Annotated in this window: 29 protein-coding genes and 2 other annotated features; of the genes, 1 reads left to right on the forward strand and 28 read right to left on the reverse strand. The window is 38.9% G+C overall.

The features are described 5' to 3' along the window. Nucleotides 1-5: 5 nt before the first annotated feature. From pheA to JTI58_RS01220, 21 genes are all read right to left on the reverse strand, one after another. Entirely contained in the window at nt 6-884 is an 879-nt protein-coding gene (gene pheA / locus JTI58_RS01120) for a prephenate dehydratase (protein WP_205444653.1), read from the reverse strand. 167 nt (nt 885-1051) lie between these two features. Beyond that, the gene (locus JTI58_RS01125; protein WP_004226679.1) at nt 1052-1507 is read right to left on the reverse strand and encodes an ACT domain-containing protein; all 456 of its coding nucleotides are present in this window, start codon (nt 1505-1507) and stop codon (nt 1052-1054) included. A 24-nt stretch (nt 1508-1531) separates the two neighbouring features. Continuing rightward, entirely contained in the window at nt 1532-2821 is a 1290-nt protein-coding gene (gene obgE / locus JTI58_RS01130; protein WP_205444655.1) for a GTPase ObgE, read from the reverse strand. 5 nt (nt 2822-2826) lie between these two features. After that, nucleotides 2827-3354, reverse strand: coding sequence for a Spo0B domain-containing protein (locus JTI58_RS01135; protein ID WP_205444656.1), 528 nt, complete (start codon nt 3352-3354; stop codon nt 2827-2829). A gap of 179 nt (nt 3355-3533) precedes the next feature. After that, entirely contained in the window at nt 3534-3833 is a 300-nt protein-coding gene (rpmA, locus tag JTI58_RS01140) for a 50S ribosomal protein L27 (RefSeq protein WP_205444658.1), read from the reverse strand. Beyond that, entirely contained in the window at nt 3830-4186 is a 357-nt protein-coding gene (locus JTI58_RS01145) for a ribosomal-processing cysteine protease Prp (RefSeq protein ID WP_205444660.1), read from the reverse strand. The genes rpmA and JTI58_RS01145 overlap by 4 nt, the downstream gene beginning before the upstream one ends. A gap of 16 nt (nt 4187-4202) precedes the next feature. Continuing rightward, nucleotides 4203-4511, reverse strand: coding sequence for a 50S ribosomal protein L21 (gene rplU / locus JTI58_RS01150; RefSeq protein WP_205444661.1), 309 nt, complete (start codon nt 4509-4511; stop codon nt 4203-4205). A 14-nt stretch (nt 4512-4525) separates the two neighbouring features. Next, nucleotides 4526-4603, reverse strand: a sequence feature (ribosomal protein L21 leader region). 45 nt (nt 4604-4648) lie between these two features. Continuing rightward, the gene (locus JTI58_RS01155) at nt 4649-5260 is read right to left on the reverse strand and encodes a zinc metalloprotease (RefSeq protein ID WP_205444663.1); all 612 of its coding nucleotides are present in this window, start codon (nt 5258-5260) and stop codon (nt 4649-4651) included. Beyond that, a complete protein-coding gene (locus JTI58_RS01160) occupies nt 5250-5804 on the reverse strand; it encodes a peptidoglycan DD-metalloendopeptidase family protein (protein WP_205444665.1) in 555 nt (184 codons plus the stop codon). The genes JTI58_RS01155 and JTI58_RS01160 overlap by 11 nt, the downstream gene beginning before the upstream one ends. 93 nt (nt 5805-5897) lie before the next feature. Then, nucleotides 5898-6695 (reverse strand): septum site-determining protein MinD, encoded by a 798-nt coding sequence (gene minD, locus JTI58_RS01165; protein ID WP_205444666.1) that lies wholly within the window; start codon nt 6693-6695, stop codon nt 5898-5900. A gap of 1 nt (nt 6696) precedes the next feature. Next, a complete protein-coding gene (minC, locus tag JTI58_RS01170; RefSeq protein ID WP_205444667.1) occupies nt 6697-7365 on the reverse strand; it encodes a septum site-determining protein MinC in 669 nt (222 codons plus the stop codon). A gap of 27 nt (nt 7366-7392) precedes the next feature. Further along, a complete protein-coding gene (gene mreD / locus JTI58_RS01175) occupies nt 7393-7917 on the reverse strand; it encodes a rod shape-determining protein MreD (RefSeq protein WP_004226656.1) in 525 nt (174 codons plus the stop codon). Next, nucleotides 7917-8831 (reverse strand): rod shape-determining protein MreC, encoded by a 915-nt coding sequence (mreC, locus tag JTI58_RS01180; protein WP_205444669.1) that lies wholly within the window; start codon nt 8829-8831, stop codon nt 7917-7919. Before mreC ends, mreD begins: the two co-directional genes overlap by 1 nt. Before the next feature lie 13 nt (nt 8832-8844). Then, nucleotides 8845-9864 carry a rod shape-determining protein gene (locus tag JTI58_RS01185; protein ID WP_205444671.1) on the reverse strand — a complete coding sequence of 340 codons (1020 nt, stop codon included), beginning with the start codon at nt 9862-9864 and terminating at the stop codon, nt 8845-8847. A gap of 580 nt (nt 9865-10444) precedes the next feature. Beyond that, on the reverse strand, nt 10445-11116 hold the full coding sequence (gene radC / locus JTI58_RS01190) for a RadC family protein (protein ID WP_205447022.1): 672 nt from the start codon (nt 11114-11116) through the stop codon (nt 10445-10447). Between the two features lie 33 nt (nt 11117-11149). Then, nucleotides 11150-11743: a Maf family protein gene (locus JTI58_RS01195; RefSeq protein WP_205444672.1), complete on the reverse strand. Its 594-nt coding sequence runs from the start codon at nt 11741-11743 to the stop codon at nt 11150-11152. A 98-nt stretch (nt 11744-11841) separates the two neighbouring features. Next, entirely contained in the window at nt 11842-12486 is a 645-nt protein-coding gene (locus JTI58_RS01200; RefSeq protein ID WP_205444674.1) for a hypothetical protein, read from the reverse strand. A 184-nt stretch (nt 12487-12670) separates the two neighbouring features. Further along, nucleotides 12671-13921 carry a bifunctional folylpolyglutamate synthase/dihydrofolate synthase gene (locus tag JTI58_RS01205; RefSeq protein WP_205444675.1) on the reverse strand — a complete coding sequence of 417 codons (1251 nt, stop codon included), beginning with the start codon at nt 13919-13921 and terminating at the stop codon, nt 12671-12673. Next, nucleotides 13918-15198, reverse strand: a complete 1281-nt coding sequence (locus tag JTI58_RS01210) for a bifunctional folylpolyglutamate synthase/dihydrofolate synthase (RefSeq protein WP_205447024.1) — start codon at nt 15196-15198, stop codon at nt 13918-13920. Before JTI58_RS01210 ends, JTI58_RS01205 begins: the two co-directional genes overlap by 4 nt. A gap of 134 nt (nt 15199-15332) precedes the next feature. Beyond that, nucleotides 15333-15731, reverse strand: coding sequence for a hypothetical protein (locus tag JTI58_RS01215; RefSeq protein ID WP_205444677.1), 399 nt, complete (start codon nt 15729-15731; stop codon nt 15333-15335). Between the two features lie 266 nt (nt 15732-15997). Next, a complete protein-coding gene (locus JTI58_RS01220; protein WP_205444678.1) occupies nt 15998-18643 on the reverse strand; it encodes a valine--tRNA ligase in 2646 nt (881 codons plus the stop codon). A gap of 81 nt (nt 18644-18724) precedes the next feature. Then, nucleotides 18725-18983 (reverse strand) — a binding site (T-box leader). 102 nt (nt 18984-19085) lie between these two features. Here JTI58_RS01220 and JTI58_RS01225 point away from each other — a divergent pair. Next, a complete protein-coding gene (locus JTI58_RS01225; protein WP_036124009.1) occupies nt 19086-19280 on the forward strand; it encodes a hypothetical protein in 195 nt (64 codons plus the stop codon). Here the strand turns inward: JTI58_RS01225 and JTI58_RS01230 are convergent. The 7 genes from JTI58_RS01230 to JTI58_RS01260 form a co-directional block, all read right to left on the reverse strand. Then, nucleotides 19257-19931 carry a valyl-tRNA synthetase gene (locus JTI58_RS01230; RefSeq protein ID WP_205444680.1) on the reverse strand — a complete coding sequence of 225 codons (675 nt, stop codon included), beginning with the start codon at nt 19929-19931 and terminating at the stop codon, nt 19257-19259. The genes JTI58_RS01225 and JTI58_RS01230 overlap by 24 nt on opposite strands. A 171-nt stretch (nt 19932-20102) precedes the next feature. Beyond that, entirely contained in the window at nt 20103-20549 is a 447-nt protein-coding gene (locus JTI58_RS01235; protein ID WP_205444681.1) for an SRPBCC family protein, read from the reverse strand. A 245-nt stretch (nt 20550-20794) separates the two neighbouring features. Then, a complete protein-coding gene (hemL, locus tag JTI58_RS01240) occupies nt 20795-22087 on the reverse strand; it encodes a glutamate-1-semialdehyde 2,1-aminomutase (protein WP_205444683.1) in 1293 nt (430 codons plus the stop codon). Beyond that, entirely contained in the window at nt 22088-23068 is a 981-nt protein-coding gene (gene hemB / locus JTI58_RS01245; RefSeq protein WP_205444685.1) for a porphobilinogen synthase, read from the reverse strand. Next, nucleotides 23065-23826 carry a uroporphyrinogen-III synthase gene (locus JTI58_RS01250; RefSeq protein WP_205444686.1) on the reverse strand — a complete coding sequence of 254 codons (762 nt, stop codon included), beginning with the start codon at nt 23824-23826 and terminating at the stop codon, nt 23065-23067. Before JTI58_RS01250 ends, hemB begins: the two co-directional genes overlap by 4 nt. After that, nucleotides 23816-24748: a hydroxymethylbilane synthase gene (hemC, locus tag JTI58_RS01255; RefSeq protein ID WP_205444687.1), complete on the reverse strand. Its 933-nt coding sequence runs from the start codon at nt 24746-24748 to the stop codon at nt 23816-23818. Before hemC ends, JTI58_RS01250 begins: the two co-directional genes overlap by 11 nt. Before the next feature lie 18 nt (nt 24749-24766). Then, a complete protein-coding gene (locus JTI58_RS01260; RefSeq protein WP_205444689.1) occupies nt 24767-25594 on the reverse strand; it encodes a cytochrome C assembly family protein in 828 nt (275 codons plus the stop codon). Between the last annotated feature and the right edge of the window lie 9 nt (nt 25595-25603).

The raw sequence follows: 25603 nt of genomic DNA on the forward strand, positions 1-25603 counted from the left end.
AGCTACTATGCTTCGTCTGATGTTACATAAGTAAAGTAGGTACCCAGTGACTTTACCTTACAGCCTAGAGCAGCTAGTTCTTCCATTGCCCCACGCATCATCGGTTCCTTTTCATCTGCTAATACATCAATCATGAAGAAATAATCACCAAGTCCTGTCTTTAGTGGCCGAGATTCGATTTTACTTAAATTCAACTGACGCCATGCAAAAACAGAAAGCACCTGATGTAAAGCCCCTGAACGATCTGTCGGTAAGGTAATCATAAATGTTGTTTTTGCTTGCCCCTCTGATAGCTCTTGTGGCAATCGTTTATTTTGCTTAGACAGTACAAAGAAACGTGTATGATTGAAATGAAAATCATGGATATTCTGCTCGACTATTTCAAGACCATACTTTTCTGCTGCTGCTGCATTGCCGACTGCCGCTATACACTCTTGTGGATTTTCTGATACATATTTCGCTGCAGCTGCTGTAGAAGTTGTTTGATGTAATGGCGCATGACTGAAACGATAAAATAAATATTTATGACATTGAGCTAGTGCATGTGGATGGGAATAAACGCCTTCGATTGCCTGCCAATGATTTTTTTGCGCTTTATTGACCATTAAATGTTGCTGGATTTTCAGCAATAATTCACCCGTCACATAAAGTGTTGCCTCATGGAATAAGTAATCTAATGTTAATGGCACAGAACCCTCTAACGCATTTTCGAGTGGTACGACAGCTAAATCGACCTTTCCCTCTGCAACAGCCTCTATACATTCTGGAATCGTTGCACACGGTACAAGCCACTCATTTGGAAATATAGCCTTTGTTGCTAAGTATGTAAATGATGCTTCTGGTCCTAAGTAGGCAATTCGATTTTCCCATTGTTGCTTTGTCATTGCAAATACCTCCTTTATGGCACAATAAGGAGCAGTCCCTCATGATCAATCACTTTTGGGACAGCTCCTTACTTGAGCTTCTTTATCGCATTTTTACCCTATTGGGCTTATTCAACACGATGCTTGTCATTTTGTCAAAAATTAAAGGATTGAACACTACACTGTGATTATAATGCTCCAGAACTAATCACTTCCGCTGATTCCACAAAATCTAAACGCTTTAATTGCTGGATAAGATCATCAAGATCACAGGTCATGCTTGTTACATCTAAAGACAATGTAACATTCGCACGCCCCTGAATAGGGATTGTTTGATGAATCGTCAATACATTACAATGTGTAATTGTCACAGTTTCTAAAAGCTTGGCAAGTGTTCCTTTTCTGTCTTGAAGCTGTAAAAAGACTGTTAAAATGCGTTCCTGCACAATTGAATGAAAAGGAAAAACCGCATCACGATATTTGTAAAACGCACTTCGCGATAAATCCACCTGCTTTACCGCATCCCAAATGGAAGATACTGAACCACTTGATAGTAAGTGTTTCGCCTCCAAAGTTTTTTGCATTGCATCCGTTAAAACATCCTCACGAACTAAATAATATCGCTGATTCGCAACATTCTTCATACGCTTCCCCCTAAAACTCATGTCTTAATCGACAAATTCAAATTCAAACTCTTGTAGGCGTACTGTATCGCCATCCTGTGCTCCACGCTCACGCAGAGCCTCATCCACACCCATTGCACGCAATTGACGAGCAAAACGACGAATACCATCTTCACGGCTGAAGTCTGTCATTTTAAATAAACGCTCAATGGCATAACCACTAATAATAAATGTACCGTCATCTTCACGAGTGATTTCGAAATCTTCACCTTTTGCCTCATGCTTGTACATAACCGTTGCATCTGATTGTTCCTCTTCTTCATCATATAGCGGGAATTCAGGCGTTACTTCTAGTAGATCTGCAATGGCAAACAGTAGCTCTTTTAACCCTTGACGTGAAACAGCAGAAATTGGGAAGATTTGAACGTCTTCTCCTACCTTCTGACGGAATGCTGTTAAGTTCTCTTCTGCATCTGGCATATCCATTTTATTGGCTACGATAATTTGTGGACGTTCTGTTAAACGAAGATTATATTGTTTTAGCTCTTCATTGATTGTTAAATAATCTTCATATGGATCGCGGCCTTCCATTCCTGACATATCAATAACATGGACAATAACGCGTGTACGTTCAATATGTCGTAAAAATTGGTGGCCTAATCCTACCCCTTCATGTGCTCCCTCAATAAGCCCAGGTAAATCTGCCATTGCAAAGCTTCGATGATCATCCGTTTCAATCATGCCTAAGTTCGGTACAATTGTTGTAAAATGATATGCACCAATTTTTGGCTTAGCAGCAGAAACCACTGATAAAAGCGTTGATTTACCAACACTTGGGAAACCAACTAACCCTACATCTGCTAAAACTTTTAACTCTAATATAACATTTAAATCTTGTCCTGGCTCACCTTTTTCAGAAAGTTCTGGCGCTGGGTTGGCAGGTGTAGCAAAGCGAGAATTACCACGTCCACCTCGGCCTGCTTTCGCAATAACAGCTCTTTGCCCATGCTCGACTAAGTCAGCAATAACGGCATTTGTTTCTTCATTCATAACCACTGTACCTGGTGGAACTTTAACAATTAAATCTTCCGCATTTTTACCGTGCATGCCTTTACTCATACCATGCTCGCCACGCGGTGCTTTGAAATGGCGTTTATAGCGGAAATCCATTAACGTTCGTAAGCCTTCTTCTACTTCAAATACGACATTACCGCCATGTCCACCATCTCCACCAGCTGGACCACCATTTGGTACAAATTTTTCTCGACGAAAAGCAACCATGCCATCTCCGCCATCGCCACCTTTAACATAAATCTTTACGTGATCGACAAACATTTAATTCACTCCCTATTTGCACTCAAGACATATTGCCAGCGTGTAGTTGTCTGCTCAATTGTTTGAATGTCGAATTGTTTCAAACCTTTTTCGGTGAATGCATCAGCACTCCATAACCCATTTAGCGTGAATGTCACGGCAAATGTATGATCGTCAACACGTACATCAAGCGTTAGGATCTGCTCTGTAAATGGATCTAATGTATCATAAACATGCATAACTGTTTTGTTTAAATAATCTACAACTTCCTGATCAATCTCATTGGTCACAGGCTTTTTTATCTCACCATTTAGCTTCCACGCTAATGATGGATAACGCCATCCTGCTGTTTGTAGCCACTCAATTGTTTGGGGTAATTGTAGTCGATTGAGGATAGAAAACACTCGTAATTGTTCTGAATAATGTTGAATAAGTTTCTTCGATTCATCGATTCTACCTAAATCTAAATTCATGCGAATCAGTTGCAGTTGATTCACATAATCATGATTTGCAAAACGTAATACTTCACTAATGGTTAGTGATTGATTGTTCATCCCATTCACTCCAATAAAGTTATCCTTACTAGTATAACAAGTTTTGCTGTATTTTTCCCTTAATTCTTTAATCAATTATACCTTGGCGTCATTGCGTCTGAAATCTGCTTTGTTGAAATTTAGCCAAAAAAAGGACTGCAATAAATGCAGTCCTCCGCTTTATGTTATCTTATAAAAGATTAAGCTTCTTGTGTTTCTGGGTATACAGATACTTGTTTGCGATCGCGACCTAAACGTTCGAATTTAACAACGCCGTCAACTTTAGCAAATAGTGTATCGTCACCACCACGACCTACGTTTGTACCTGGGTAAATTTTTGTACCGCGTTGACGGTAAAGAATTGAACCACCAGTTACGAATTGGCCATCAGCACGTTTAGCACCAAGTCGTTTAGACTCAGAGTCACGTCCGTTTTTAGTAGAACCTACCCCTTTTTTCGATGCGAAAAGTTGAAGATCTAATGCTAATAATAATTTCATCGAGTTCCACCTCCTACTTGGTTGTAGTTGATTTGGATGTATTGTCCGTAATTTTGCACCATAGAATACACTTGGGCAGTCATTACTTGAACAATTAACTGTAGTTTTGCATCTACTTCAGGTTCTAAATCTGATGGTAGATTTACCTTGAGATAGCCTCCACCTTCAGCAGCTTGTTCGATTTCGGGTTGAATTTGTAATAATGCGTAAATAGCATTTACTGTACCAATGGCAATAGTTGATGCTCCTGCACATACTAAATCTTTACCAGATTCATCGTAACCAGCATGTCCTGAAAATTCGAATGCTGACACATGTCTATTTTCATCGTGATGAATCGTAACTTGTATCATTCGCTACACCTCACAATTAAGCGTTGATTGCTTCAACAACTAATTTTGTGTAAGGTTGACGGTGACCTTGTTTACGACGGTAGTTCTTTTTAGCTTTCATTTTGAAAACAACGATTTTTTTCGCACGGCCTTCTTTAACAACTTTAGCTGTTACAGTAGCGCCTTCTACGAATGGAGCGCCAACTTTAACGTTTTCGCCACCTACGAATAAAACTTTATCAAAAGTTACAACCTCGTCAGCTTCTACGCCTAATTTCTCAACATAGATTTCTTGACCAGCTTCTACTTTGACTTGTTTACCACCAGTTTCAATAATTGCGTACATTTTACTGCACCTCCTCTTAGACTCAGACTCGCCTGTGTTTTAAGGTGATCTTATCAGATACTTAAACCTTTACAGAGCGGTTGTAGTAGCACGGGTGCTACAAACAATAACATTAAAATATTACCACACGATTTTTTTTAAGTCAATCTATTCATAACATATTTTTCAAAAGCAACTCGATATTTTCGATAACGCCATTCTTTCAATACTTGCAACCAAATGAATAAATTTATGATGGCTAAAAAAATAGATTGTGGCAAGAACTTGAAAGTGACTAGTAATAGTGTTGAAGCAATGATGAAGGATAACCAATAGTATAGCTCAACCACTTGGGCTTTTGGGTATTTTAAAAATAGCCAGGCTAACAAAATCCTTCCACCATCTAACGGTATGATGGGTACAAGATTTACAGCCAATAACACGAATTGTACATTTATAAGTTTCATAGCGAGTAAATCAGGCATAAAAAAAGCGAGGCCAATCCCAGTAATGGTAGCGATTGGTCCTCCTAATGCAATCCATAGGAGTGACGAAGCTTGCACAACCGCTGGATTTTCAAATTGAATTTCTCCCCCATATGGTGTAATAACGCAGGATTTCACCTTCACTCCACACAATACTGCCGCAACTAAGTGACCAGCCTCATGCCATAGCAATGAAAATAAAATAATAGCGTAATATGCTAATTGGCCACTAAAAATCATGACAAATACAAGAGGGATACACAGAAGATGTAATTTAATTCTCATTGGTCTCCGTCGTTTCAAGCCATTGTACAATTTGCTCTAAATCATAATGAGCATCTCCCTTTTCAATGGACACATAAAGTTGACCCGCTTCTTTCATACCAATTAAATCATTTGCTTGAATAGATGTATAGGGTAGTTGGGCTAAACTATCTAACATACCATAGGATACCGTTGTACCATCCTCATAGCTGATCGTCATGGTCTTGCCTGTGTATTTTGTATGGCCAGTAAAAACGACTAATCCATTCTGCCCAGCATAGATGGGTAAGCCTACATCATACTGCAATAGATAGCCTTCTTTGAATACTTGGGCATTCGCAAATGTTAAAAGATCTGCTTGCCCTACATCACTAGAAACCATGATGGTCTCTTTTTCTTTTTCAAACCAACTTTGTCCGAGCTCACTTAAATACGTTAAATCAGCAGAGGTTGTCACAAGTTTTCGAACAGGTGTATCTACGACGCCTTGATCCTCTAAACGAATTACAAGCATAATCGCCGCCACAAGAAGTATCGTGACGAACCATTTCCATTTTTTAAACAAGCCCTCATCCTTTTTTCCTCACTATATGAGATTGCATGTCCAAACATGCACAAGAAAAAACCTTCTCGTACGATTGCACGAAAAGGTTTTAATTTATTTTGAAAAAAGGGCTTTAAGTTTTGAAAACATCCCTCTTTGCTCATCGTGAATAGCCATCAATGGCACAGACTCACCAAGGATACGACGTGCAATATTTCGATAGCCTAATGACGCTTTATTTGAAGGGTCCATCACAATTGGTTCACCTTTATTAGAAGATGAGATGACACCCTCACTGTCTATAATAATACCCAATAGATCAATCGATAAATGAGTTGTAATTTCGTTGACATCCAATGTGTCACCATTCTTCATCATATGTTGTCGAATACGATTAATGATGAGTTTAGGTGCTGTGATCTCTTCCTGCTCCAGTAAACCAATAATACGATCTGCATCACGAACAGCAGAAATTTCAGGTGTTGTGACAACAATCGCATGATCTGCACCAGCAACAGCATTACGATAGCCTTGCTCAATTCCAGCAGGGCAATCGATTAAAACATAATCATAGTCTCTTTTCAATTCCTCTACTAAGCTCTTCATTTGCTCAGGGGTAACAGCATTTTTATCTGTTGTTTGAGCAGCAGGTAATAAAAATAGTTTCTCATCTACGCGCTTATCCTTAATCAATGCTTGATGAATTTTACAGCGTCCTTCCACCACATCAACCAGGTCATAAATAATACGATTTTCCAGACCTAAAATCACATCTAAATTACGTAGGCCAATATCTGTATCCACTAAACATATTTTTTTACCTTGTAGAGCCAATGCAGTCCCAAGGTTAGCCGCTGTCGTTGTTTTACCGACACCGCCTTTACCTGAAGTTATGACGATCGCTTCTCCCACACTAGCTTCCTCCCTTAGACACATTTAACAATGGTCGAATATTTTTTAAGGCATGAATTTGATCGTACGTAATGCGTCCATCGTAGCCAATAAATGCACAAGTCATTTCTACTTGATTTAACGCTTTTACATGTTCATCTGACATTGCCTGCACTTGATCGGCAATCATGATATGTGTGGCTTCAAATCGAGATGCTGCAATGATTGCTTCTTTATTGCCTTGCACACCAGCATGTGCAATCCCTTTTAGTCTACCTAGGACATATACATTACCTCCAGCCTCAACACGACCGTTTGGATTCACATTTCCTATGATGGTAATGTCCCCTGATGAACGCAGAACTTGTCCTGACCTGACCACTCCTATATATGTATCTTGTTGACTTTCAAACATCTTCTGGTTGCTTTCGTGGACAGTCAGTACTTCACTTTGCACCTTCGATACAATAAGCTGCTCTGTTTCTTCTATAATTTTTATAAGTTCTTTTAATTGTTCTTCAGTACAGTATCGATAGCCTAAGTATAATTGTACATCAACTTTACCATCGATACCGCCCTCTAAAACCTTATTCTTTAATTCTTCCACTAGCTCACCATACGCACATTGGTCGTCTAGGCGTAGTACAAAACCGTCCTTCGTTCCCTTCATATTAACTAACTGTTTTTTCATGAATGCCTCACCTCACGTTGTTCTTTGTTAAGAAACCTCACGTGCTCTCTGTAAGACACGCGCATTAATTAGATACTTGAAGGCCCACCCAAGAATCATTAAAAATAAAGCATTGGCAATGATTGTTGGTAGTAGTCGTGAACGTAAGAAATCCGCTAAAGGAATTGCTGTAAAATCGATTAGGAAAAAGAATTGATAGAGAATAAATTCTAAAATAGCTACTAGCACAACTGAAATTGTGGTTGTTACAACTAAGTGCTGATGTATAACTTTCACGATAGACCCTGCTAAAAAACAAATAAGTGGATAAAGTACTGAATATAATCCAATAATATCAATGTAAAACACATCATACAAGACACCAAAAAAAAGTCCATACATTACCGCTCGTTGACGGCTGTAATAGATGGATATAAAAATTAGGTATAAGATTAAAAAACGCGGTACCAGAAAATAGACTTCCCCTTTAATTTCAATCGGGGAAAGCATGGCAAATTCTGGTTCCAACAGGAATAGTAATACCGCCACAGAGGGGATGAGAAATCGAACCATCACTCCGCCTCCTCTTCACTCGCCTCTTGCGGATTCGATAAATCCTCATTCGTTGCGTTGCCATCTGATCCATCAATACTTGTGGATGTTCGCTGTGCAATCACAACATGCTCTAAAATTGAAGAATCAGCAGATGGTTTGACATAAGCCATTTTTGTTAAACCAAAATCATCTGTACTAACCTCCGTAATTACTCCAATCGGCACTCCCTTAGGGAAAATACCACCAAGACCTGAAGAAACTACTTGCTCGCCTACTTTAACCTTCATGCTAGAATCGATTCGCTTCATAATGAGTTCATTACGTTCTTCATCAAAGCCCTCGATTAAACCGTATGCTTCTTTTTCTCCAAGCACCATCGCAGAAACACGATAGTTTGGATTATTTGTATATAAAAGCTCTACCTCAGATGTGAAAGGTGTAACTAGTGTAATTTTCCCCACTAAGCCTTTCGCCGTCATAACTGCCATGTTTTTTTTGACGCCATGAGAAGACCCTTTATCTAAAATGATTTTCTCTTCCCACTGGTCAGGATTTCTAGCAATCACTGTTGCTTGAATTGGATTAAACGCCTTTAAGCTCTCGGTTTTATCCAAAAGCTCTCGAAGCTTGTTATTCTCTGATTTTAAATCCGTAGCCTCAGCTTGTACAACTGCAAAATCTTCTAAGCGTGCTTTTAAACGTTTATTTTCTTCGTACGTGTTTAAGAGGGAGTCAATACTATTAAAAATACCATTAATATAATTCGCCGGCTTCGCAACAAGCGATTGTGCGACGCCGACAGTATCTTTAATAATTTGCTCTGGTAAAGTTGCATTCGTCCGATCACGTAATGAGAAGCTAATCAATGCCACAAGAAAAACCATGCCTACGAGCAGCAAAATTACTTTCTTATTGAAAAAAAAGTGTGGCATTGCCTAAACCTCCTTACCCTTTAACTTGTTGTTGACGAATTAAGTCGATATGATCTAAGGCCTTACCTGTACCTATTGCTACACAGTCTAAAGGATCTTCTGCGATAAATACTGGCATATTTGTTTCTTGGCTAATTACTTTGTCTAAATTTGTTAATAGGGCACCACCGCCAGTTAACACGATACCACGCTCCATTACGTCAGCAGATAATTCAGGAGGTGTTTGTTCTAATGTTTTTCGAACACCATCAATAATAGAGGCAACCGCTTCACGCAATGATTCAGAAATTTCCTGTGAAGAAATTTCGATTGTTTTCGGTAAACCTGTTAACAGGTCACGACCTCTAATATCCATTCGTTCTTCTGGTCCTTCTGCTAATGCCGTACCAATTTCCATTTTTACGGCTTCCGCTGTACGTTCACCAATTGTTAAATTATACGTTTTACGAATATACGAAATGATGGATTGATCCATAGCATCTCCACCAACACGTACCGATTCACTCGTTACAATACCACCTAAAGAAATAACGGCTACTTCTGTTGTACCCCCACCGATATCAACAACCATTGACCCAGTAGGATCCCATACAGGAAGATTTGAACCGATTGCTGCTGCAAATGGCTCTTCGATTGTGAACGCCTCTTTTGCACCCGCTTGTCGTGCAGCATCAATAACCGCACGTTGCTCCACTGATGTAATACCATAAGGCACACAAATCATGACATTTGGTTTTTTCCAGTTACCTCCGGAGTTTTTACATGCTTCTTTTAAATAATACTCGATCATTGCTGTTGTAATATCAAAGTCAGCAATAACGCCATCTTTCATAGGACGAATCGCTACGATTGAGCCAGGTGTACGACCAATCATATTTTTCGCATCATTACCAACGGCAACGATATCCCCTGTTTTTGTATTTTTTGCTACAACTGAAGGTTCACGTAAAACGATTCCCTTTCCTTTAATAAACACTAATGTATTCGCTGTGCCGAGGTCAATCCCGACATCTTTGCTTCCTAGTCCAAACAAATTGTGTACTCCCTTTCTATATAAGCCATACTTTCGTTGACATCCAATATATTTGACATCAATGTATAGGAATTTGAATTGTGTAAATACACAATTGACTCCTTTCAAAGTCCATAACACCTGTCAAAATTTTTTATCTTCATCAGCTGGTGATATACACCTTGAAAAAAATACACACTCATTCACCTCACCACCATTTTCGATGGGAGTCTTTCCTGAATAAAGATAAAATTCATACCGTTCATTATAACGGAAAAACGCAAGAATTTATAGTATCACATACTTCATCTCACAGAAAAGATACTATTTTAATTCCCTCTTAAACTAAAAATAGTACGTATAGATTAGCATATAATTTTTATTCCCATAAGACAATGTGTATCAGGCTACCAATTTTTGTGAAGATAATTGCATTTCTATGAATACATTAACGATATGTAAGAAAAAAGGTTCGCCAATATACCACAAAAAAATACAAAAATTTTATGACAGTATAATTAATAATGCCATGATAGACAAATGAATCTTCTATACAACAAAACAGATTCATCATAAAAAACTCTGCATATTGTATGCAGAGTTAAAAATACCCTTTTTCTTTTAAACTAATATATTGATGATCACCGATGATGACATGATCAATTAACTCAATCCCTATAATATAACCAGCTTCAACAATTCGCTTTGTTACTTCAATATCCTCTGTGCTCGGTGTTGGCACCCCACTCGGATGATTGTGAGCGCATATAATAGAAGCCGCAGATCTTTTGACAGCTTCTCGATAAATTTCCCTAGGATGAACGATGGAGGCGTTTAAACTGCCAATAAAAATCGTCTGCTTATGAATAATTTGATTTTTAATATTTAAAAAAAGAACAACAAAATGCTCCTGGTTAAGCGAAGTCATATCAGGCATTAAGTAAGTTGCTGCATCTTGTGGAGAACGTATCGTAAATTTCTCATCATTATGTTTTTGAGCCAGTCTTCTACCAAGTTCAATGGCAGCTATTAATTGAATGGCTTTTACCTCACCTATTCCTTTAATAGCCATCATTTCTTCAATGGTTGCGTGCTTCAGATGATGAAGTCGTTCAAAAACATTTAAAACCCTATTTGCGAGAACAAGCACAGATTCTTCCTTTGTGCCTGTCCTCAATAAAATCGCGAGTAGCTCTTGATTGGATAAACTTTCAGCCCCTTGTCGTAATAATCGTTCACGGGGGCGATCCTCTCTATTGACATCACGTATCATCAAAGTTGGTAAAGCGTCTTCAAGCAAAAATATTCACTCCTTCGCAAATTGGACTAACTGTAGATCTACCAATTGCGAAAACAAAGCTGCAAGTGGTAGACCTACAACATTGTTATAATCTCCTTCAATTCGTTTAACTAATAGTGTACCGATCGTTTGAATGCCATAACCGCCCGCTTTATCAAAAGGATCTCCTGAATCTACATAAGCTTCTATTAGTTCCTGCGATAAACGGTGGAAAACAACTTGGGTCTCTTCCACAAAGGTCGTTTCCTTTCCATTCGGTTCAATTATAGCGACGGCTGTCATCACACTATGTTTGTTATTTGACAAACGTAATAAGTGAGAAATAGCCTCCTCACGCGTTTTTGGTTTATGTAGTAGCTCTTGATTGTAAACTACGATTGTATCTGCACCAATAATCGTCGCATTCGTTGCTTTTTTGGCTACATCACGCGTCTTCAATAAAGCTACTCCTTTTACATAATCCTGCATTGTATGAGCTTGTACACTTGTTTCTTCCACTTCACTTGTTAAGACTTCAAATGGAAGTGCTAACATGTTAAGCAATTCCTTGCGCCTAGGGGAAGCAGAAGCAAGGACAAGCTTATGATTTGTTTTCAACATTATCTGACCATTCCTCCTTATCCTTATGATACAAAAGAATGGACAATTTGAAAATTTTCAAAAAAACAAGATAATGATGATTCCGCTAACATCTATAGTTAAAATTTCACCTGAAGACACGTATTTTTAGATTGATAATGGGCAAAAACATGCAAACGAATGATGTTAACATCGTTGGAAATAGTAGAGGCAGCTGCCCCAATAGACTGCCAATCTTCAGGGAGCGTTGAATCCTTGCCATTTTCCTTAAAATTTAATTTTGAGGCATTTTTATCTGCTAAAGCAGCTGGTATTTCTGCAAGAGTCGGTTCTTTACAGCTTTCACCGCTGACACTAAACGCCTTTTTAAAGGTAGCAGGGTCCTGTAAAAATTGTAGCTGGCTTTCTTCCGTCACCATGCTTGTCCATACGTAAAACTTGTCATCAACTTGAACAATCGCGCTCTCTTTTAAGGCAGGATACTCAGCAACAAATGAACTAGCGCTCTCATAGTTTGAATACACACCAGCTTGGCTAGCATAAAACATCGGTGCATTAGATGTATTGGTTGTCTCACCGGCAGTTGGAATCGTTTCTGTTTGTGATTGATTATTTGCCACTTCACTACCATTTTTATTTAAAGGTAACTGTGTACTGGCTTGTAAAACGCCCAAAAAAATCGCTACACCTAATAGACCAACAAATCCACCAATAATCATTGCTCGAAATATTTGTTTTTTCATCACATGACTTACAATTTTCATTCAACTATCACCTCATCCTTCCACCTATCTATGCACTAGTAACGTTGCCAACATAATATGATATAAGTATATGTAGATTCCGAAGTGTAAATGCGAATTTATTATTTTTTGATACGGAACTCATTACAATCTAAATTTGCTACCATAAAAAAACTAGGACTCGCTATCAAGAGTCCTAGTCTTTTCATTCTTTTAATCTATTACGAACCTCTGTTAATAAATATAACGAGCCTGATACAATTGTTCTTTGCTGTCTATGTGATTGCGCCTGTATAAAGGATGCATAATCAACTAAGGTTGTTTTTGATGTTGCATGAGAAAGCTTGAGCATTTGTTGAGCTGTCATTGCACGAGAATTATCAAAATCCACGAAATAAAAATCATCACTCACCTGCTCTAAAAGTCGAAGAATCTGCTGAACATCTTTATCTGCTAGTATGCCAATAACAAATGTTATCTGCTCATTTGGATACTCACTTTGAATCGTTTCTACTAATTTTTCGGCACTCGCAGGATTATGTGCGCCATCCAAAATAACGAAAGGCATTATTTCTTCAAAGCGTCCTAAAATAGAGGCATTTTGCACAGCTTGACGAATGGCAGTTTTATCCGTAGACACACCTAATACTGATGCCACTTCCAAAAATGCAGTAATGGCGAGTGCCATATTATTCGCCTGATGCGCTCCCTTCATAGAACGTGTTAGTTTTGCTATTTGAAACTGCTGTACGTCATTCGTATAGCTTTCTCCATCAGTTGCTTGCTCAATAGCAAAATGATGATTTAATGCCAATATAGCGGCATTTTTTTGAGTGGCTACGTCATCAACAACACGCTTTGCTTCATCTGGCAAATCACCCATAATGACTGGCCGTTGTTGTTTAATAATACCTGCTTTATGGCGTGCAATGCTTTCAAGCGTATCCCCTAAAAACTTTGTGTGTTCTAAAGCTATGCTTGGGATAATAGAGACAATGGGTGTGACCACATTTGTGCTATCCAGTAAGCCACCCATTCCCGCTTCAATCAGTGCAATATCCACTTGGCCATTCACAAAATGTAAGAATGCTGCCACCGTCAGTAATTCAAAATCTGTTAGTTTGCCACTAAGCCCAGCTTCACGCATCTGTTGAAACACTCGATCCATTTCAGCTTCTGTTATAGGTTGACCAGCTATTTGAATTTGATCATGAACATCGACGATACATGGTGACATAAATTTGCCCACGCGTAGGCCATGTTCTTGCGCAATTGCCTCTAGAAACGTTAAAGTAGAGCCTTTCCCGTTTGTACCAGCTAAGTGGACGACACGCAAAGTTTGCTCAGGATTACCTACTAATGATAAAGCCTCTTCAATTGCTGCAAGACCTGGTTTAATCACATCATCACTTTTGACCTGCCATTTCTCTTTATAATGATCAAAGTTTGGAATCATTGTCCTTCCTCCTGTAGCCACTGTCGAGCTTCTGCTATAAAGTATAAAGAGCCTGTAATGACAACAATATCCTCTTCATGGCGTTCTTGTAATACGGTTTGAAGACTTTTTAGCCATTCTTTATGATGCGTTTTATTCGCATGCGTCGACAACATCGCTAAGCTTTCAGCAGGCATTGCATTCGGTAGGTTTATTTCTGTAAAAGCGATGGAGGTGGCAACAGCATCCATTAGTTCTATACTGTTGGCATGATCCTTATCTGCTAATGCAGCATAAATAAAACGATATTTATTAGTTGGGTAGACGTTTTTTAGTGTTTGGATAAGAGCAGCTGTTCCCTCGGAATTATGAGCACCATCTAGCACAATACGATTTGGCCTTTGCTCGAAGCGACCTGCCCATTGCGCACATTGTAGACCTCGATAAATTGAATCATCCGTGATTGCAATTGCCCCCTTCTCCCGTAACGTTAGCATTGCCGTGATAGCCAGACTTGCATTATTCATTTGATGCGGGCCAGCCATTTTTAAGGGCACATCCCTCATCAAGACATGGTCCTTTTCATATGTAAAGTGCTGATTGTCAATGCTTTGCCAACTATTTGTCACCGTAAAATCCTGCCCCAAAACAAAGCATGATGCATGTCGTTCCTCTGCAGTGGCTTTAATGACAGCCAATGCTTCCTCATTGTTAACGCCTACAACAACCGGGATGCCTTCTTTGATGATGCCAGCTTTTTCAGCGGCAACCTTTGCGAAGGTATCACCTAAAAAGGCTGTATGCTCTAGCGAAATCGTTGTAATAATAGCTACAATCGGCGTTACGACATTTGTCGCATCCAAACGTCCTCCAAGCCCTGTCTCAATAAGCGCTATATCTACTCCTTCATGTGCAAAATATTGAAACATAATCAGTGTAACTACCTCAAAAAAGCTTGGAAAATCGCCATTGTAGTGCTCTTCTATAATTTTTGCAAGTTTATTGAAGTAGTAAAGAAATTGCTCATCCGAGATTTGGTGGCCGTTAATGGTCATCCGTTCATTGACTCGCTCTAAATGTGGGGACGTAAATGCCCCTACAGTGTAGCCTGCATGTTGTAGCATTTCTCTTAATGCGTTCACCGTAGAGCCTTTACCATTTGAGCCTGCTACATGGATTACTCGTAGTTTGTTGTGAGGTTCATCTAAATGTCCTAGTACTTCTCGCATAAGGACAAGTGGCGCACGTTTATGATCAACTGCTTTTAATGTAAAAATAAATTTTGTACATTCGTTCATTGTGTTAAACAAAATAAACACTCCCTCTTACTGCAATATCTTTATTTTAGTACAAGTAACGTTTAATAACATAGCAAAATGACAAAATACAAAAAACACGCAGCTAGCGACTGCGTGTTCGTACTAATATTAGATTAGTGTACCTTGTGAGCACCTAATAAAGCACCCATATTGTTTAAAATAGTTTTTGCATCACTATTTAATAACGGATGAACATCTGGACGTTGCACTAATTCAAAAGCGTTTTTTAACGTTCTTTTTAACATAGATATATCAAAGTCTGAGCAATACTCATTTATTTTTTGGATCGTTAATAAATCGGTCCTTGATAATTTAGCGCTATCCTGTTGAGGATTACTATTTGCTAATATGTGCTTAATAAGGACGCGACCACTTGTATTTAATAAACGATAATACTTTGCTTCTGATAATTTCAAGAGATTCGTTTCGATCAATACTCTCGCGCTTACAAAGTCTAATTCATCACATGCTTTGTTGACTTTTGTAATAATGGTTGCAATATTTCCTGACATTCTCAACACCTCCATTGACTCTTATTTTCTTTCATTAAAAAGACTGTCTATTTAAAAAAATATCCATTCACACAATCTTAGCTTTGGTCTTTCATGGCTAAATAATATGAAATTAGGTTTTGTTTCCTACTAGTGCAGTGCCAATTATCATCTATTAGACTAATTTATTTTAAATAATACTATATATTTTTTCCTAAAACAATGCATATCTTTAGATCCATAAAAAAAAGCAACGGATGACTTTTTCGCCACCCATTGCTTTATCTTTACATATTTTTCAATTCATCTAAACGTTTTAAAACAACCGCATGCTTGCTTTCGTAATCTGCTAATTTTTCACGTTCTGCATTGACTAACGCTTCCGGTGCTTTCGATACGAACTTCTCATTCGATAGCTTACCTGTAACAAGCTTCACTTCTTTTGCCCATTTTTCTAATTCTTTTTCAAGGCGAGCAATTTCTTCCTCTAGATTGATCAGTCCAACAAGAGGTAGGAAAACCTGTGCTCCTGTAACAACAGCCGTCATCGATTGACCTGGAGCCTCTAAACCTTCACCAATTGTTAAAATGTCAGGATTACAGAATTTTTCTAAATATGCTTGATTCTCTTCGAGTACAGCTGCTGTTGCCGCATCTTTCGCTGAAATAAACAACGGTACTTTTTTGCTCATTGGCGTATTTACTTCCGCACGAATATTACGTACTGAACGTATAATATCCATTAGGAGCTTCATATTATCTGCTTCATCTGCAAAATGAAGATCTGTGCGTACTGTTGGCCATGCTGCCACTGTAATAGATTCACCCTCGTGTGGTAAGTGCTGCCAGATTTCTTCTGTAATGAAAGGCATAAATGGATGTAATAGACGCATTGTTTGATCTAGTACGTAAGCTAAAATAGAACGAGTTGTCTTTTTAGCTGCTTCATCCTCTCCGTAAAGTGGTAATTTTGCCATTTCAATATACCAAGAACAGAAATCATCCCAAATGAAATTGTACAATTCACGACCCACTTCACCGAATTCATAACGCTCTGCAAGAGAAGTTACTCGTTCAATTGTTTCATTTAAGCGTGTTAAAATCCATTTGTCAGCAACTGATTTTTCACCAGTTAAGTCGATCTCATCATATGTCATACCATCCATATTCATAAGCGCAAAACGTGATGCATTCCAAATCTTATTGGAGAAGTTCCATACTGCTTCTACTTTTTCAGTTGTATAGCGTAAATCTTGACCAGGTGATGAACCAGTAGCTAAGAAGTAGCGTAATGAATCTGCACCGTATTGTTCAATAACATCCATTGGATCAACACCATTGCCAAGTGATTTACTCATTTTACGTCCTTCACCGTCACGTACTAAACCATGAATAAGCACATCTTTAAATGGACGTTGCTCTGTAAACTCAAGGCCTTGGAAAATCATGCGAGATACCCAGAAGAAAATAATATCATAACCTGTTACTAAAGTACTGGTTGGATAGTAACGTTTAAATTCTTCATTTGCTTCATCCGGCCAGCCCATTGTAGAAAATGGCCATAGTGCTGAAGAGAACCATGTATCTAGTACATCTTCATCTTGCGTCCAGTTTTCTGCATCAGCTGGTGCTTCTTTACCTACGTATATTTCGCCTGTTTCATTATGGTACCAAGCTGGGATTTGATGGCCCCACCATAATTGACGAGAAATACACCAATCACGAATATTCTCCATCCAGCGAGAATATGTGTTTTCAAAACGAGCAGGAACAAAGTTTACTTTCCCTTCTTCATCCTTTTGTAGCTCTAGGGAAGCGTCAGCAAGTGGTTGCATTTTAACGAACCATTGTGCTGAAAGGTATGGCTCAACAACAGCACCAGAACGTTCAGAGTGTCCTACTGAATGCATATGCTCTTCAATACGAATTAACACGCCTGCTTCTTGTAAATCAGCAACGATTTGCTTGCGGCATTCAAAGCGATCCATTCCTTTATATTTACCAGCAAGATCATTCATTGTGCCGTCTTCATTCATTACTAGAATACGCTCTAGATTATGACGATTACCAACTTCAAAGTCGTTCGGATCATGGGCTGGTGTCATTTTTACAACCCCAGTACCAAATTCCATATCAACATAGTCATCAGCAACAATCGGGATTTCGCGACCTACAATCGGTAAAATAACGGTTTTACCAATTAAATGCTGGTAACGCTCATCGTTCGGGTGAACAGCTACCCCAGAGTCACCAAGCATTGTTTCGGGACGTGTAGTAGCAACTTCTACATAGCCTGAGCCATCAGCTAATGGATATTTCATATGATAGAAGGCACCTTGCACATCCTGATAAATTACTTCAATATCAGACAATGCTGTTTTCGCCGCTGGGTCCCAGTTGATGATACGCTCACCACGGTAAATTAAACCTTTTTCATATAACTGAACAAAAACTGTTTTTACCGCATCTGAAAGGCCTTTATCTAGTGTGAAACGTTCACGCGTATAGTCTAATCCAAGACCAAGCTTTGCCCATTGATCACGAATATGTCCAGCATATTCTTCTTTCCATTCCCATGTTTTTTCAAGGAATTTTTCACGTCCTAAATCATAACGTGTAATATTATCCTCACGCAGCTTTGCTTCTACTTTTGCCTGTGTTGCAATACCCGCATGGTCCATACCAGGCAACCAAAGGGCATCATAGCCTTGCATGCGTTTCATACGGATGAGGATATCTTGTAATGTTGTATCCCAAGCATGACCAAGGTGTAATTTACCTGTTACGTTTGGTGGTGGAATAACGATTGAATAGGGCTTTTTCCCACTTTCAGGCTGTGCCTCGAAAAACTTCCCTTGTAACCACCATTCATAGCGACCAGCTTCAATGGACTGTGGGTCATATTTAGTTGGCATTGAAATGTTTTCTGTCATATTGACTCCTCCTATTGTTTGAAAACTGTTGGTAAAGAAATGCTGTTCATTTTTTTACCCAATAAAAAAACTCCTCTCGTCTAAAAGGACGAAGGAGTTTTAGTTCGCGGTACCACCTTTAATTCCAGCAGTGGTTAAGATAAATGTTAAATGACACATTTTCTCAGCCTTCCCTACTGGCTCTCAATTCGGTAACGGTGTTTAACCGGCTTTAACTACTATTAGTTCACTAAAGCTGCTCAAGGGCTACCTTCAATTCAGTACAAATAGAAACTTCTCAGCTACCGTTTCCTCTCTGAAAATGTAGACAAAATTTACTCTTCCCTATCATAGCATCTGTATTTGATTTTCCTTATTGTACCGCAGGATCGTGTCATTTTTCAAGTGATTTAGTCATCTTTTAGTAAGAGGAAAGTAAATAGAAAAGGAAGTGACAATTCAAATGCGTCGACGCAAGTATAACCCTTGGCTTTTACCACCTTGGCTACGTCAAGTTCGTTTTTATTGCAGAACCATTATCGTGCCGATTTGTGCTTTTCAGTTTATCCGTGTCATTATTGTGCCAACATCAGGTGATTTAGTCTTCTTATTACTCCTGCTACTTCTCTGCTATTTACTTTTGAAAGACATCATTTGAAACACGAACTTTAAGCGGTGTATATTCTTCTGTTAGATCCCAAATCATAGAAGGCACTTCATGCCAAGTACTGGATTCACGTACAACAATATGGCTTGAGGATTCTCTCAATACAGCTTTTTGGTCAACTGTTGTAGAGTTCTCTTGGCGTGAAGCTGCTGCTACTGCGGCAGGTTGTTTCACTTGAACACTTTCTTCGATTACTGCCATTGTTTCCTCTTGTTCGAAAGCATGGGTTGATAAGTGTGGATTGTCTAACATATTTCTTTCAACAACAGGTTCATATTCATTGAAAGCACTTGTGACTGTCCACTCAAGCTGACACATCTGATTTGCCAGACTAGGGCGAATATCCTTGACCATTAAATCTTTGACATCCGATTCTTTTGGTAAATCAACATGTAAAGGTACGGCATACTCAAAATAACCAGTATCTCCTTGGATATCAAGGGCATCAATTGTAATTAAATCTTCATTATCTGTAAATGCTTGCATATCTTGAAAATCAAAGCGAACGTGTGCGGTGATATGATAGATGCCCATAAGTCGAAGTGAATCCTCTAACTGCATTGCCTGCCACTGAGGCTTAATTTGTACAGCTGCTATTTCTGTTGGGCAGCCGTATCCAGGAAAACAAAATGTTTCGCGCATATTCCAAGTTTTGTGTTCGATAATAATCCCTCCCTCTGCATCATATGACGCTTGGAAGGATAGTATGCTAGGGTGTTTCAAGTTGAACAGAGTTAAAAATAGATACTACTAGAAAAATGGCATGCTAGAAGTAGTATTCTAGCATGCCACTTTCATGGATGTTCGTCTTAATTAAACATTTACTAATTTAATTTTATTAGCTACACGATCTGTTAGCATTTTCGTTGCCTTTGGTACGATCGGTTTAAAAATCGGATTTAAAACAGGGCCAGCTAACCCACCAGCAACGACTTCTAAAAATCCTGTCATTTTTGTATTTTCAGCATCGATGCTTTCTGCAAGGAAATAACCATTTCCTGTGAAATTATCAGAAAGACCCTTTAATTCGAATGTAACTTTTGAAGGTGCCAACCATTCTAAGATTGTAATTTCTACTTCTACTGTTTTTTTCAATACGCCAACATTGCCTTTAAAAGTCCAAGTGGAGTGTTTGTCATCAATCATTTCGTGTGCATTATAACCTGGGACAAGCTTTGCCCATTTTTCCATATCACTAACGAAATCCCATACATGTTCAATCCCTACGGGTACTTCGACCGTGTGTGTGCCTGTTGCCATATCAATTCACTACTTTCTTTTATGAATAGCTATATTATAAACGAAATCGCCCACAATTTGGCTATGCTGAAAGATGTAATTTTGACAAAAGCAGGTCCTTCATCCAGTATAGAAGATCTTGTTTACTAGTAAATATATGCTATTCCCCCTTTTTGTCCATACATTTCTCTAGCACTATAATGCTTTCTGCTTTATCCATCAAAAAAGAGCATGCTAGAAATAATTCTAGCATGCTCTATCAAATTTTATTGCGCTAATTGTGCAAATACTTTATCGAATGCAGCCACCGTTTTCGCAATATGCTCTTCCGTATGAGCTGTTGAGATGAATAATCCTTCGAATTGAGAAGGCGGTAAGAAAATACCTTCTTCTGCCATCAAACGGAAGTATTCAGCAAACAATTGTAAATCAGACGTTTTAGCAGAAGCAAAATCAATGACATCTTCATTTGTAAAGAAGAAGCCAATCATAGAACCTGCACGATTAACAGTGTGCGGGATATTATATTTGGATGCTGCTTCACGGAAACCAGCTTCTAGCTGATCACCTAATTTTTTAAAGTAGTCATATGTGCCATGATCTAAACGTGATAACGTTTCGTAACCAGCTGTCATCGCTAATGGATTCCCTGATAATGTACCTGCTTGATAAATTGGTCCAGCTGGTGCAACTTGCTCCATAATTTCCTTTTTCCCAGCAAAAGCACCTACAGGAAGACCGCCACCAATTACTTTTCCTAAAGTCGTCATATCAGGTGTTACCCCAAAATACCCTTGTGCACAGCCATAATCTACGCGGAAACCTGTCATCACTTCGTCAAAGATTAATAATGCACCATGCTCTGCAGTAAGCGTACGTAATCCTTCAAGGAAACCTGGCTGTGGTGGTACAACACCCATATTTCCTGCAACTGGCTCCACAATGACTGCTGCTAGCTCTGCACCAAACTTGTCGAAAATCACTTTTGCCCCTTCTAAATCATTGTAGGCAACTGTCAACGTATTGCGTGCGATATCTGCAGGTACACCAGGGCTATCAGGTAAGCCTAGTGTGGCAACACCTGAACCAGCTTTAATCAATAATGAATCACCATGACCATGATAAGAGCCTTCAAACTTTAAAATCTTATCACGCCCTGTAACACCGCGTGCTACACGTAATGCAGACATAGTAGCCTCTGTTCCCGAAGAGACAAAACGAATCATTTCCATACCTGGTAGACGATCTAATACTAATTGAGCTAAACGATTTTCTGTATAGCTTGGAGCACCAAAGGAAGAACCCTTGGCTGCTGTGTCTGCAATTGCTTTCACTACCTCTGGATGTGTATGTCCTAGAATGAGTGGACCCCAAGACAATACATAATCAATATATTCGTTACCATCGATGTCTTTAATGATCGCACCATGGCCAGATTCCATGAAAATCGGGTCCATATTCACTGATTTGAATGCACGTACTGGGCTACTAACACCACCCGGCATTAATTGAACAGCTTCAGCATAGGCTTGTTTTGATTTTTCGTAAGAACGTGTCATTTATTTCTCCTCCAACCAACGTGCAACATCTTTTGCATGATACGTAATAATTAAATCAGAGCCTGCTCGTTTCATGCCTAATAATGTTTCAAGCACAACTTTTTTCTCTTCAATCCATCCATTCATAGCAGCCGCTTTAATCATTGCATATTCACCTGAAACATTATACGCAACAAGCGGTAATGGATAGTTATTTTTCATGTCTCGAATAATATCTAAATAGCTTAAGGCCGGCTTTACGATTAAGAAATCTGCGCCTTCTTCGATATCTGACTCTGCCTCACGGAATGCCTCTAGACGGTTCGATGGATCCATTTGGTAGGATTTACGATCACCAAATTGTGGAGCGCCATCTGCAGCGTCACGGAATGGTCCATAGTAGCTAGATGCATATTTGACTGCATAGGACATAATCGGAATATGTTCAAAACCAGCTTCATCTAGACCAGCACGAATTGCAGCTACAAAGCCATCCATCATATTAGATGGAGCAATAATATCTGCGCCAGCTTTTGCCTGTGATATTGCCGTGCGGGCTAAAACATCTAATGAAGGATCATTCAAAATTTGATCGCCCTCAATTAAGCCACAATGTCCATGATCTGTAAATTCACATAGGCATGTATCTGCAATGACTAGTAGCTCAGGATGACGTGTTTTAATGAGTCGCGTCGCTTCTTGAACAATGCCGTGATCATGAAATGCACCTGTTCCAACCGCATCCTTTTCAGCTGGCAAGCCAAATAAAATAACTGCAGGAATGCCTAATGCTACAACCTCATCAACCTCTGCTTCCAGTTTATCCAATGAAAATTGAAAAACGCCAGGCATTGAATGTACTTCATTTTTTATATTTTCGCCTTCCATTACAAAAATAGGATAGATCAGGTCCTCTTTATGTAAGTATGTTTCTTTTACCATTGATCGCATCGTTGCATTGGTACGCAAACGACGATGTCTTTGAAATTGTAGTTTTGTCATGATTTGTCCCCTACTTTCATAATTTCTTCGATGACTGCTTGCATTGTATATACACTTGGCATAATATCCACAGTAGCACCGTATTGTTCAAGAGCTGCTTCCGTAATATGGCCGATGGCTGCAATGCGCGTTGCTTGCCACCCAACATGCGGCACTACATCCATTGCGTACACATCAACAGCTGAAGGACTTGCAAAAATCACCGTGACATCTTGATGTTGCTGGATGCAACTGACAATAGCCGCAGTTTGATCATGTCGTTCTATCGTTTCATAGACTGTCCATTCTTTTAATTCAAAGGGCAGCCCATCCTTCAGTGTACTTTTCGCCTTTTCTCCTCGAATAAACAGACATCTCGGATGATTACCTGCTACACTTGGAAATTCTTTGACGAAAATATCAGCACTAAATACGGAAGGCATAAAGCTCACTTGAAATCCTAACTTTTCTAATGCTGTCGTTGTTTTAGTCCCAATGGAAGCAATCTTCCCTTGGAAGTGCTTAGCATTCAATTGATGCCGAAGCATTTTACAAGCAAAAGCATCGACAGCATTTTGACTAGTAAAAATAATCCAATCATATTGATGGGCGCAATTCAATTGTTCAGCATCATTACTGTCTAATCGTTCGCACGTTTCAATTAATGGGGCTATGATTGCTTGTCCACCTAAAGCTGTTATGTTATCGACAATGGTTGTTGTCTTAGATGTACCTGTTAAAAGTATCGTTTTACCCTTTAAAGGTAAATTACTTGGCATCTTGCTCTGCCTTTACACGCTGAATTAAATCAAAAGCACCCTGTTCTGTTAAAATAGCAGCTAGCGCTTCTCCAATTTTTTGTGCATCTGTACCAACAACTGTTTCCTTATACATAACAGATGCATCTGGAGCAGCAACAAGGCCTGTTAATGTAATTTCTTCCCCATTAGAAGTGGCATACCCAGCGATTGGTACTTGACAACCACCATCCATTGCTGCTAAAAATGCACGTTCTGCATGCGCCTCTTGCCATGTTAATGAATCAGTGAGCTTTCCTAATTCGGCTAATAGCTCCGCATCATCTGCGCGACATTCAATGCCTAGAGAGCCTTGCGCTACAGCTGGCAAACATTGTTCTACAGGTAAAAACTCAGTGACTACATCATCGCTCCAACCAAGACGTTTCAAACCAGCCGCAGCCAAAATAATGGCATCATATTCTTCTGTTTCGAGCTTAGCTAAACGTGTATCAACATTTCCACGAATCCATTTAATTTCGATATCAGGACGTACTGTTAAAAGCTGTGCACTACGACGTAAAGAACTTGTCCCAACAACTGCTCCCGCAGGAAGGTCAGCAAATTTAACATGACCTTTCGAGATAAATGCATCACGTGCATCTTCACGTGGTGGAATACAACCAATCACTAACCCATCTGGCAATACAGCAGGCATATCTTTCATAGAATGAACAGCAAAATCAATTTCTTTATCGTATAGGGCTTGTTCAATTTCTTTCACGAACAATCCTTTTCCACCTACTTTTGAAAGCTGTACATCTAAAATTTGATCACCTTTTGTTACAATCTCTTTTACTTCAAATTCAAATGGTACACCAGCCGCTTTTAATTCATTAATGAACCAATTTGTTTGAGTTAGCGCTAGCTTACTTCTCCTAGAACCTACAATAATTTTTCTCAACAGTCTCCAACCTTTCTTCTAATACCATAAATGAAATCGCGACAAACTACTTCCTAGGAAGAAATTTACAACAACTAACAGATAGGCATAAATATGTACCCACGCATAAGTTGTACCTATCAGCTTGCTTTTGCGATTCACATATAGGATAAAACAATACAAAATTAAAATAATGAAAGACCCTATGATTTTCGCATCGAAAATCGAAAGACTCTCTAATGTTAATAGTGCCCATTCAAACCCTAATATTAAACTTATAAATAACATTGGTATCCCAATAAAAAATGAAATATTCATCCAGCTACTCGTCTGCTGTAAGGAAGGCAACCTTGTCCATAAGTGTGACCACTTTTTCTTTTTCAGCAAACGATATAGAACGAGGTACAAAATGGCAAACACAAATGTTAAAGTGAACGCTGCATAGGACAATATTGCAAATGATATATGAATAAAAAGCATTTCCGAAATTAATGTATCCCCGACAGCTCCTGTAGGACGCTTCGGCATGAATGTAAATATACTAGCGAATAAAAATCCTAGTATATTAATAATAAACACAGGTAAATCCACCTTTGCTATGCAATGAAGGAAAATGGATAACGTCACGAGTAACCAGGAATAAAAAAGAATTCCCTCAGACAAGGATAAAATCGGAAAACGCTTCGTCTCCACAAACGTTAAAATGATAATGGCACTTTGAATCACCCATACAAATGAAACAAGCCAAAAAGCAATACGCCTTGCTCGTACTTGCTTATAAAAATAATCAGTAAAGTAAAAAACTAGACTGATCGCATACAAGACGATCATCACTTCATACAACCTCGTCATGGTCAAATCAGCCAATAGACATCC

The organism is Lysinibacillus fusiformis, assembly GCF_016925635.1.
Classification (GTDB): Bacteria; Bacillota; Bacilli; order Bacillales_A; family Planococcaceae; genus Lysinibacillus; species Lysinibacillus fusiformis_F.